The 11,574-nt window shown below is 64.7% G+C and carries 7 protein-coding genes; all 7 read left to right on the top strand.

Annotation, left to right across the window (positions count from 1 at the left end; all coding sequences use genetic code 11):
- The first annotated feature begins 520 nt into the window (after positions 1–520).
- The 7 genes from ACFMO5_RS10180 to ACFMO5_RS10210 all read left to right on the top strand — a co-directional run bounded on the left by ACFMO5_RS10180 (position 521) and on the right by ACFMO5_RS10210 (position 11,485).
- Positions 521–3,358 carry an alpha-mannosidase gene (locus ACFMO5_RS10180; RefSeq protein WP_376792639.1) on the top strand — a complete coding sequence of 946 codons (2,838 nt, stop codon included), beginning with the start codon at positions 521–523 and terminating at the stop codon, positions 3,356–3,358.
- A 656-nt stretch (positions 3,359–4,014) separates the two neighbouring features.
- A complete protein-coding gene (locus ACFMO5_RS10185) occupies positions 4,015–4,287 on the top strand; it encodes a ferredoxin family protein (protein ID WP_376792640.1) in 273 nt (90 codons plus the stop codon).
- The gene (locus ACFMO5_RS10190) at positions 4,284–5,474 is read left to right on the top strand and encodes a 2-oxoacid:acceptor oxidoreductase subunit alpha (RefSeq protein WP_376792641.1); all 1,191 of its coding nucleotides are present in this window, start codon (positions 4,284–4,286) and stop codon (positions 5,472–5,474) included. Before ACFMO5_RS10185 ends, ACFMO5_RS10190 begins: the two co-directional genes overlap by 4 nt.
- A complete protein-coding gene (locus ACFMO5_RS10195) occupies positions 5,434–6,270 on the top strand; it encodes a thiamine pyrophosphate-dependent enzyme (RefSeq protein WP_376792642.1) in 837 nt (278 codons plus the stop codon). The genes ACFMO5_RS10190 and ACFMO5_RS10195 overlap by 41 nt, the downstream gene beginning before the upstream one ends.
- Positions 6,271–6,348: 78 nt before the next feature.
- The gene (locus ACFMO5_RS10200) at positions 6,349–6,885 is read left to right on the top strand and encodes a 2-oxoacid:acceptor oxidoreductase family protein (protein WP_376792643.1); all 537 of its coding nucleotides are present in this window, start codon (positions 6,349–6,351) and stop codon (positions 6,883–6,885) included.
- A complete protein-coding gene (locus ACFMO5_RS10205; protein WP_376792644.1) occupies positions 6,882–10,331 on the top strand; it encodes an FAD-dependent oxidoreductase in 3,450 nt (1,149 codons plus the stop codon). The genes ACFMO5_RS10200 and ACFMO5_RS10205 overlap by 4 nt, the downstream gene beginning before the upstream one ends.
- Entirely contained in the window at positions 10,331–11,485 is a 1,155-nt protein-coding gene (locus tag ACFMO5_RS10210) for a (Fe-S)-binding protein (RefSeq protein ID WP_376792645.1), read from the top strand. The genes ACFMO5_RS10205 and ACFMO5_RS10210 overlap by 1 nt, the downstream gene beginning before the upstream one ends.
- Positions 11,486–11,574: the final 89 nt, after the last annotated feature.

Consider the following 11,574-nt stretch of genomic DNA (forward strand, 5'->3'; position numbering starts at 1 on the left):
AACAACAGCGACGGTCATTCCAACTCACAGAAATTCCGCGAATCGGAAGCCCATCACTGTGAGTTGGAATGACCGTCGCTGTTGTTTGCAACAGAGCAGTTTTAACAAATTAATCCGGATATGAGGTACTGGTGGTCAAGCTCTTGAGTGAGGAGGGAGACCGTGTCTCCTTCCAGGTGGTTTTGACCGTCGAACAGCGGGCGCGGCGCCTTCGGCGCCCGGTTCGGCCCCCAAAAGCCCCCAGGAGGAAACCACCTATATCCGTATTGACATTGGGTGGGAATGGCTGAATAGTTACATCCGGATGAATTTGTTAAAGAACATCGGTGCCCGTTATCGGCGTCAGGCGAAGAACGAGCTTCTTGCCCGCCGGATGGCGCGTGGAAGCCTATCTCTGCCATCGGGCGCCAGGGGAACCAGAGGCTCATGACCGGTGCTCCCGCAAACAAAATGGGCGCCCGGGCACCCAAGGAAAGACGCGGACCCATCATCTGTAATCCCCTTCAAACCGGAGGGAGGGATGAACCTGGAGGCCTTCATCGTTACCCACACCCATTGGGATCGCGAGTGGTATCGCCCTTTCCAGGGTTTCCGCTATCGTTTGGTGGAGCTGGTGGAGCAGGTCCTTGGGACCATCGAACGAGACCCGGCGTTCGCGGGGTTCCTGTTGGACGGCCAATCGGTGATCCTGGAGGATGTGCTGGCGATCCGTCCGGATCTGGAGCCGCGGATCCGGCGGGCGGTGGAGGCGGGGCGGCTGTGGATCGGCCCGTGGTATGTCTTGCCGGACGAATTTCTGGTGAGCGGCGAGGCCCTCATCCGCAATCTCCTGCTCGGGATCCGGGTCGCCCGCCGCTTCGGCCGCTGGATGCCCATCGGTTACACGCCGGATCCCTTCGGCCATGTCGGGCAGCTGCCGCAGATCCTGCGGGGGTTCGGGATCGAGGCCGCGGTCCTCCAACGCGGCCTCGACGATCAGTCGACGCTGCTTTGGTGGGAGGCGCCGGATGCCACGCGTGTGCTCACTGTGTATCTACGCGATGGCTACGGCAACGCCGCCTGGATCCCGGAGGACCCCGAGGCCTTGGCGATCTATTTGAAGACCCAGGCCCTCTCGCTGGCGCCGCACACGCCAGTTCCCCTGGTTTTGCTGATGAATGGGACCGATCATCTGTTCCCCCATCCTCAACTCACGGAGCGGCTCCGGGACGCCCAGATGAACCTCCCGGATCTCCGCCTGCGCCACGCTTCCCTGGAGGATTATGTGAACGCGGTCCGTTCCGCCCTGGGCGAGAACCTGAAGCGCCTGCTGGTGGTTCGGGGGGAGCTGCGCTCCAGCAGGCGCCATCCGGTCCTGCCCGGCGTTCTTTCCACCCGGATGTGGATCAAGCAGCGCAACGCGGCGGTTCAGATCCAGCTGGAACGCTACGCGGAGCCTCTGATGGCCTTCGCTTACACAGTCTGCGGGCTGGACCGGCGTCCCTTCCTCCTGGAGGCATGGCGGCTGCTCCTCCAGAATCATTTCCACGATTCGATCTGTGGAACGGGGGTGGATGAGGCGCACGAGGACATGAAGCCGCGCTTCGATCACGCCGAACAGATCGCCCGCTTGGTGAGCCGGGAGGCGATGAAGCGCCTCCTCCGCCCGAAGGCCGTGGAGGCTCCCCGCGGGTGGTTGGCCTCGGATCCCGCCTCGCTGGATCAAACCCTCTCGATTTACACGCCGACCCCTGGGCTGGACCGAGATCCAATCGAGGTGGAGCTCCCCGCCCTCCCGCCCGGGTTAACTTATCATCTGCTCGATGAGAACGGGCAGGAGGTTCCTTTGTTCGAAATCGAACCTGGAACCGGCGACCGGGAACAATGGATCGTGAGCCCGGCGGAGTGGCCTTCGTTTTTAAGCCGCGTGCAATGGGCCCACGTCGGCCGATACGCTGCGAAGCGGGTGTGGGCCGATCTGGAGGGGGGACGGATCTGGGCGGAGTGGGCGGACGCCTCCGCGGATATAGATCACGGGATGATCTCCGCCATCTCCCAGCTTGGCCGTCGGCTGCAGGAGCAGCAACCGACCATCTCCACCCCGTGGACGGTGTCGGCCGTTATGGGTGGGGTCTCTCGATGGGTTTTCGAGAACCCGGGGATCCCGGGGATAGGGTTTCACGCTTATCGGCTTCAAATCCGGCCCGGCGAGCCCCTCCGGATTCGGCGGCGGGCACTGGAGCAGTCGGTCGTGGAGAACGACTGCTTCCGTCTCGCGGTCGATCCGGACACCGGGGCGTTCCTGCTGGAAGATCGCCGGACCGGCCGGCGGTGGGCGGGCCTGAACCGGCTCGAGGATGAGGGCGACGCGGGGGATGTGTACAATTATGAGCCGCTACCAGAGGACAGGCGGATCGATCGGCCGGCGGAACCGCCGCGGGTGCGGGCGTGGGAGGAAGGGCCGCGGGGTCAGTGTCTAGAGATCGAGCTGCGCTATGAAATCCCCGCCGGGCTGCGCCCGGACCGTCGGGGGCGTTCGGCGGAAACCGTTCCCATGCCGGTCCTCATGCGGGCCTGGCTCCGGCCAGGAGTTCCGCGGGTGGATATCGAAACCATCGTGGAGAATCGAGCGGCCGATCATCGCCTGCGGGCGGTCTTCCCCACCGGGATCCGAGCGGGGACCTGGGTGACAGAGAGCGCCTTCGACCTGGTCACCCGTCCAGTGGGCCTGGGGGTGGTGCCGGATGAGACGTGGGTGGAGCAGCCCAGCCCGACTTATCCGCAGCAAGCTTTCGCCTTTGTGGAGGATGATACAGGTGGGTTCCTGGTGGCCAATCAGGGCCTCCCGGAGATCGAGGCGCGCCGGGATGCGGGTGGCTGGGTGGAGCTGGCTTTGACGTTGTTCCGAGGGGTGGGCTGGCTATCGCGGGGCGATCTCCGGGCCCGGCGCGGGCACGCTGGACCGCCGCTCCTCACCCCATCGGCCCAGATGATCGGGCGCTGGGCCTTCCGCTACAGCCTGATCCCTTTCATCGATCGTTGGGAGGCCCTCCGAGAGGCCTACCGGTTCCTGGCCCCTCCGTTGGCGATCGCTGGGGCGGGGGAGCTTTCGGAGCGGCCGTTCATTCGGGTGGAGCCGGCCGCTTTCGTGCTGACGGCGGTCAAGGCGCCCGAGGACGGGGAGGGGCTGATCGTGCGCGGCTATAACGCCTCGGGGCAGCCGATCGAGGTCCGCCTGACGTTCTGGCGGCCGATCCGGGAGGCTTGGCGGGCAGACCTTATGGAAGTTCCTCAGGAACCCATCGCCCCCCAGGGATCCCAACTGGCGGTGTCAGTCCGGCCGAAGGAGATCCTCACCGTGCGATTGCTCTTAGGGTGAGCCCACACTTCCCACATTTCTGTAAAGCCGCAGGGAGCCTCCCGGAAGGGTGCAGGTGACAACGACCCCCGTGGGCACCCACAAGGGATGCCTCTACGCGATCCCGGTGCGGTCTCTCCGATCCGACGTCGGGGCAGGTCTTGGACCTGCCCTGGGTGCCCTTATCCGATCCCGTGGTCGCACCCCACCGAAACCACTCGTGCTTCCTCCAGATTTGTTTTTGGGTATGCCGTTGAGAAGATGGGTGGCCCCCAGCCCGCCAGGGGAACTGCTGGGGCGAGGGGATCAAATAATCCCCAAAGATTCCCTAACACACTTCGACAATTTGTTACGGCGGTTTCATTGCCGCGACTCTTCCTTTTGTGACAGACATCACACCAATTCGCTGATAAAAATTACTACAATCAGGATGGTCATTTTTTTAAGGTGGAGATTGAAATGGGACTCTTTCCCTGGCTGAAGGGCCGACGTTAGAAGAAGGGAGGCCTCAGGACCTTGTCTCGGACTGCCTGGGGGAATGAGTCCTGATGGTGGATCGTTCCTCCTTGGCTCTCCTGATGGAGCATCGGGCGGATCGCGTTGAAGGTCTTCGCCGCCCCCATTGAGCCTCATTGTAGCCGGAAGCCGCCCTGCGACCTCATTGTTGGGGGCAACGTATGCGGGTCTATGCTCGGCAGCCGGTGAACCTAACCCAGGTTCGGATCCCGCGGGGCCAGGTGTTTCTCATCCCGGATCGTTGCAAGGGCTGCCAGATGTGTGTGGAATTTTGTCCCCAGCAGGTCCTCCGTATGTCCCAGGCCATGAACGCGCGAGGCTATCACTATCCGGAGATCGCCCCCGGGAAGGAGAACGCCTGCGTCCACTGCGAGTTCTGCATGATGGTCTGCCCCGAGTTCGCGATCTTCACGATTGAGGTGGACTCCGCATGAAGGGTCGGGGGGTGTTAACGGGCGTTCACTTCATGCACGGTGACCACGCATGCGCGGAAGGGGCCATCGCAGCGGGTTGCCGGTTCTTCGCCGGGTATCCCATCACTCCTTCCACCGAGATCGCCGAGCGGCTGGCTCAGCGCATGCCGGAGGTGGGCGGGGTGTTCATTCAGATGGAAGACGAGATCGCCAGCATCGTCGCTGTGATCGGGGCCTCGGCGGCGGGTGCCCGGGCGATGACCGCGACCTCCGGCCCTGGTTTCAGCCTGATGATGGAAAGCGTGGGGCTGGCAGCGATGATGGAGATCCCATGTGTGATCGTGGACGTCCAGCGAGGTTCCCCCTCCACCGGCCTCCCGACGCTCCCCGGTCAGGCGGACGTCATGCAGGCCCGCTGGGGCTCTCACGGGGACTATGAGATCGCCGCTTACGCCCCTTGGTCTCCTCAGGAGATGTTCGATCTCACCGTGCTGGCCTTCAACGTGGCCGACCGCTTCCGTATCCCGGTCATGGTGATGGCCGATGAGGTGGTCGGCCATATGGTGGAGCGCGTGGTGATCCCTCCGGAGGATCAAATCCCCCGCTGGGAGCGCAAGCGTCCTCGCTATCCGGCTGGCGATGGTTTCAAACCTTTCCTGGCGGAGGATGAAGATCTCGTCCCTCCGATGGTGCATGCAGGGGAGGGCTATCGGGTTCATTTCACGGGCTTGACCCACGATGAGCGGGGCTACCCGGATATGTCCGCGGAGGCCCATCATCGCCTGGTCACCCGTCTGGTGGAGAAAGTACGACGGAACGCTTCGCAGATGATCCGCTACGACACGTATGCCTTGGACGACGCGAAGATTGTGGTGATCTCTTATGGATGCACCGCCCGTTCGGCCCGCCGGGCCGTGGCCGACGCCCGCCGCATGGGGATCCCGGCTGGGTTGCTGCGGCTGATCTCCCTGTGGCCGTTCCCCGCCGATGTGGTGCGGGAGTTGGCCCGGCAGGCCGAGATCTTCATCGTCGCCGAGATGAACCTGGGGCAGATGATCTGTGAGGTCGAGCGCTATGTCTCCCAGCCGGTGAAAGGGGTCTTTCACGCCGGCGGGGCGATGATCCCGCCCGATCCGATCCTCCAGGCCATTCGGGAGGTGGCGTTCCATGGCCCACGCGGTGGTGGCCGAGAAGCATCCGTTGGATGATCTGATCCGTCGGGACCGAATGCCGCATATCTGGTGTCCGGGGTGTGGCATCGGGATCGTGATGCGCTGTTACGCCCAGGCCATCCTGGAATCCGGCATCCCCGTGGAGCGCCATGTGGTGGTCTCCGGCATCGGCTGCACGGCCCGGGTGCCGGGCTATATGAACCTGGACTCCTACCACGCGACCCATGGCCGTCCGATTCCTTTCGCGATCGGTCTGAAGCTGGTGAAGCCTGAGCTGATGGTGACCGTTTTCAGCGGCGATGGGGATCTGGCAGCGATCGGGGGCAACCACCTGATCCATGCGGCGCGACGCAATGTGGATATCAAGGTGATCTGCATCAACAACTTCAATTACGGCATGACCGGGGGGCAGGTCGGCCCCACCACACCGATCGGCGCGAAGACCACCACCACGCCCTATGGGAATCCGGAGCATCCGTTCAACCTCCCATATCTTATGGCCGCCGCGGGGGCAGTCTTCGTCTCTCGATGGACGGCCCTTCACGTCCGGCAGATCAAGGAAGATATCCTGTATTCTTTCCGAAAGCCCGGGTTTACCTTCATCGAGGTGTTGGCTCCGTGCCCGGTGGGCTTCGGCCGGCCGAACGAGATCGAGGATGGGGTGGAAGAGATGCGGATCTACCGCCGCCGCAGCCAGCTGGTCTACCGGGTGCCGGATGAGGTCCCATGGGAGGCGCTGGAGGTGGACCTGCGGGAGGAGCGCCCGATCTACGTGGGGCGGTTCGTGGATCGGGAGCGGGAGGTGTTCCAGCCGGTGCGGTTGAAGCCGTAGGCGCGCCCTCCAGAGCCGAAGCGGGGGCTTTACGGTAGTTGCTGGACGCTTGTCGGAAGCTCTTCGATGGAGGGCGGTATGCGGAAGGAGATTCGGATCGCGGGCTTTGGGGGACAGGGGGTGGTGCTGGCAGGCTACATCCTGGGCAAGGCCTTCGCCGTTTACGAAGGCCTGGAGGCGGTGATGACCCAATCGTACGGCCCAGAGGCCCGGGGGGGCTCCTCCAGCTCGAATGTGGTGGTCTCCGATGAGATCATCGACTACCCCTTCGTCATCGAGCCGGACATCCTCGTTCTCCTCTCCCAGGAGGCGTACACTCGGTTTCGCTCGACGGCGAAGCCGGATGCCCTGGTCATCATCGAGGAGGATCTGGTCCAGCCGTGGCCGGAGGACCGGCCGCTCCGGATCCCGGCCACCCGCCTGGCCGAGGCGTTGGGACGGCGCATCGTCGCCAATATGGTGGTCCTGGGGTTCCTGACGGCGGTCTCCGGGCTGGTGAAGCGGGAGTCCATGGAGAAAGCGATCGAGACGACGCTGCCCTCCCGACTGGTTCCGCTCAACCTGAAGGCCTTCGCGACAGGCTATGAATATCGCGTGAGGGAGTCGGTGCGATGAGCGATTCGGTCCTCGTCATCGGCGGAGGGATCGCTGGGATTCAGGCGGCGCTCGATCTGGCCAACGCCGGCGCGCGGGTGGTGTTGGTGGAACGGGAGCCCACCATCGGCGGGAAGATGGCCATCTTGGATAAAAACTTCCCGACGCTGGATTGCTCGATCTGCATCGAGGCGCCCAAGATGTCGGAGGTCGGCCTCCACCCGAACATCGAGGTCCTCACCCTCGCGGAGGTGGAACGGGTGGACGGCCATGCCGGGGATTTCCAGGTGACCATCCGCCAGAGGGCCCGCTTTGTGACCGATCAGTGCACCCGTTGTGGGGAATGCGTGAACGTCTGTCCCGTGGTCCTTCCCAACGAGTTCGACGCCGGGATGGCGGCCCGCAAGGCCATCTACACGCCGATCCCCCAGTCGGTGCCCGGGGCCTATGTCATCGACATCGAACGCTGTTTGAATGACCCGCCGCACTACCTCCCGTGCCATCGCTGCGTTCAGGCCTGTCAGCCTAAGGCCATCGATTTCCTCATGCCCCGGGAGCGACGCCTGGTCCGCCATGTGGGGGCCATCATCGTAGCGGTGGGCTACGAAACCATCGACCCGCGGCTGCTGCGGGAGTTCGGCTACGGGACGCATCCGGACATCCTGACCGCCCTGGAGTTCGAGCGTCTGCTCACCTCCGCCGGACCGACAGGGGGCGAGATCGTGCGGCCCTCGAACGGCGAGCACCCGCACGATATCTTGTTCGTCCTGTGCGTGGGGTCCCGCGACCGTCGGTTCTTCCGCCATTGCTCTCGCATCTGCTGCATGTATTCCATCAAGCACGCCTACCAAGCCATCGACCACGGCATCCCCCATGTGACCGTCCTTTATATGGACATCCGCGCCTATGGGAAGGGGTTCGACGGCTTCTGGGCCCGGACCCGAGAGGCGGGCGCGCGGTTCGTTCGAGGTCGACCTGCCCGTATCAGGCCCAACGGGGACGGGCGGATCCGGGTGGTTTATGAGGACACGGAGCGCGGTGTTCGCGTTTCCGAAGACTACGATATGGTCGTCCTGGCCACCGCGGTCTCCCCACCGGACGGCCTGGCGGATCTCGCTCAGCGTTTGGGGATCGAGTTGGATGAGGATGGCTTCATCCGGGCGTTGGAGGCCGAGGGCGGCCTGGTGCGGACCACGCGGCCGGGGATTTACGCGGCGGGGTGCGCGACCGGCCCTAAGGACATCCCCGACAGCGTCTCGGAGGGCAGCGGCGCGGCGGCCCTGGCCCTGGGGCATTTGACCCGTCGCCATTGGCCGGAACCCTTGAAGGTCGAGCCCATCCAGGATATCGAGAGCCCGCGGGTGGGTGTGTTCGTCTGCCATTGCGGCAGCAACATCGCCGGCGTGGTGGATGTGGAGCGGGTGGTGGCCTTCGCTCGAACGCTCCCTGACGTCGTCTATGCCACCCATCAGATGTTCTCCTGTGCGGGGAACACCCAAAAGGAGATCGAGGAGGCCATTCGCCGGGAGCGGATCAACCGGGTGGTGGTGGCCGCGTGCTCGCCCCGTACGCACGAGGCGATCTTCCGCGGGGTGCTGGAGCGGGCGGGCCTGAACCCCTATCTGCTGGAGATGGCCAACATCCGCAACTTGGACTCGTGGGTGCATAAGGCGGATAAAGAGGCGGCCACCGTCAAGGCGATGGACATGGTCTGGATGGCGGTGGAGAAGGCCCGGCGTCTGACGCCCGGAGAGCCCTCGCACCTCCCCCTGACCCAGCGGGCGCTGGTGATCGGCGGCGGGATCGCCGGGATGACGGCGGCGGTCGCCCTGGCCCGCCAGGGGTTTGAGACCCACTTGGTGGAGCGAAGCGGCGAGCTGGGCGGGCTGCTGAACCGGTTGGATGAGCTCTCGCCCTCCGGCCTGAAGGCCCGCGATCTGGTGGAGGCAAAGAAGCGCGAGCTGCTGCAGAGCGGGGTCCGGGTGCATCTGGGCAAGCAGATCGAGACCATCGGTGGGGTGGTGGGGAATTTCCACGCGCGCCTCAGCGACGGCACCACCTTGCAGGTGGGGGCCATCGTCATCGCCACCGGGGCGGAGCCCTATCAGCCCACCGAGTTCGGTTATGGGTCTCATCCACAGGTCATCACAAATCTCGAACTGGAGGAAATGCTCCGGCGGGGAGCGGTTGAAGCGGAGCGGATCACCTTTGTGAGCTGCGTAGGCTCCCGCCAAGGGAACATGGGGTGTTCCCGCTACTGCTGCACCTCGATGATCGGCCAAGCCCTGCGCCTGCGACAGATGGGCAAGAAAGTGCGGGTGCTCTATCGGGACATCCGCACCTACAGCCGCCAGGCCGAGGAGCTTTACGAGCAGGCGATGCGGGAAGGCGTTCAGTTCTTCCGTTATGATCCGGATCGGCCGCCCCAGGAAGCCATCACCCTCGAAGATGGCCACGTGATCTTCTACGACCACCTGTTGCAGACCCACCTGCGCCTTCCGACGGACCTCCTGGTGCTCGTGGTCGGCCTGCGCCCGGCGGCCGACGGCCTGGTGGAGCAACTCCGGCTCTCCCGCAGCGAGGATGGCTTCCTCATGGAGCTGCACCCCAAACTGGGGCCTGCGGAGACCGCGACTCAGGGCATTTACCTGGCGGGCACCGCCCAGGGCGCCAAGGATGTCCGGGAGGCGATCGCGCAAGGCCTGGCGGCGGCGGCCAAGGCCGGCGCTTTGCTCGCCCGAGGGGTGATCGAGAAAGAGCCGTTGACCGCCCAGGTGGATCTGGAGAAATGCATCGGGTGCATGCGCTGTGTGAAGGTCTGCCCGTTCAACGCCATCGAGCCGACGGGGCCGGTGAAGGTCGGGAAGGTGCGCATCCTGGAGGCCGCCTGCATGGGCTGCGGGACCTGCGCCGCGGAGTGCCCGACGGATGCGATCACTATGCCCTTCTTCACTAAGGAGCAGATCCTGGCCCAAATCGACGCCGCCTTGGCCGAGCGGCCCGAAGAGAAATGCATCGTCTTCACCTGCAACTGGTGCTCCTACGCGGGGGCCGACCTGGCTGGGATCGAGAAGCGGCAATATCCGCCTTCCTCGCGGATCATCCGGACGATGTGTTCCGGGCGGTTCGAGGAGGATTTCATCGCCCGTGCCTTTGAGAAAGGGGCTGGCGCCGTCCTGATCACCGGTTGCCGGTTGACGGAGACCGGCTCGGATTGCCATTACAACTACGCCAACCGGCAGACCTGGAAGCGGTTCCAATACTGGCAGCGGAAGTTCACCCGGATGGGGATCGAGCCCGAGCGGCTGCAGCTGCGCTGGATCTCGGCGGCAGAGGGCAAGGAGTTCGCTGAGAAGCTGAAAGAGATGGACGAGGTGGTTCGCCGCTACGTCCGCAAACTGCGTGGGGAGGCGGTCCCCGCCCCGGAGCGGGCCGCCCAGCCTGCGGAGACTGCAGGAGGGGAGTAATGCAAGCGCCGACCGTCCTGACCCCTGACGAAACCCTGTGGGAGCGCTTGTTCCAGGACACGCAGGGGGCGATGGCCCTCTGCTACCAATGTGGGGTCTGCACGGCGACCTGCCCGTGGGGTCTTGTGCGCCATGAGCCGTTCTCCGTGCGGAGCCTGATGCGTCGGGCTCAGGTGGGCCTCCTGGACGGCGATGAAAGCCTCTGGCTGTGCGCGGCCTGTGCCCAGTGCGAAGCGCTTTGCCCCCGGGGTGTCCCCGTCTCCGAGGTCTTCCAGACCCTTCGGGAATACGCTTGGGAGCAGCGCCGGGTTCCCCGGGGCCTCCCCTCAGTCCTCTGGTCCGTCTATTGGAACAACAACCCGTGGTTCCAGCCGCCCTCCCAACGCAGCCGGTGGGCCCGGGATCTGGAGGTCCCCCGTTTCGATCCGGAGCAGCATGAGATCCTCTACTATGTCGGCTGCACCTCCTCATATGATCGACGGGCTCAAAAGGTCGCCCGGGCCATCGTGCAGCTCCTGCGCGCCGCCGGCGTCCGGTTCGGGACGTTGGGCGACGATGAGCCGTGTTGTGGGGAGGCGGTGAAAAGCCTCGGCCATCGCCCGTATTTCTATGAGATCGCCCAGGACAACGCGAAGCGCTTCGCAGACGCGGGGGTGCGGGAGCTGATCACCACCTCGCCGCATTGCTACGAGGTGTTCCGGAACCATTATCCGCGCTTCCAGGCGGAGTTCCGCCCCTATCACTACACGCAGTATCTGGCCCGCTTGGTGGAGGAAGGCCGCCTGCGGCTCTCCCGCGAGGTCCAGCTTCGGGTCACCTATCACGACCCATGCTATCTGGGCCGGCGGGGTGGGGAATACGAAGCGCCGCGGCGGGTCCTGGATGCCATCCCCGGCCTGCAGCGGGTGGAGATGGCGCACTTCGGGCCGGATGCCCTCTGCTGTGGGGGTGGGGGCGGGCGGATGTGGCTGGAGACCCGGGCGGGGGAGCGCTTCGCCGATCTCCGGGTTCAGGAGGCGCTGGAGACCGGCGCCCAAGTGATCGCCACCGCATGTCCCTTCTGTATGGCCTGTTTGGAGGATAGCCTGAAGGGCCTGGGGATCCAGGGGGTGCGGGTGATGGACGTGGCGGAGATCGCCGCGCTGGCCGTGTAGGGTTTTGGGTTGAAAGTTGCTTGGTGTGTGGGGCGGGCCGGTGGCCCCACCGATCAAAGATATTTGGGGGGCGAGCCGGGCGCCGAAGG

The organism is Thermoflexus sp. (genome assembly GCF_042408365.1).
Classification (GTDB): Bacteria; Chloroflexota; Anaerolineae; order Thermoflexales; family Thermoflexaceae; genus Thermoflexus.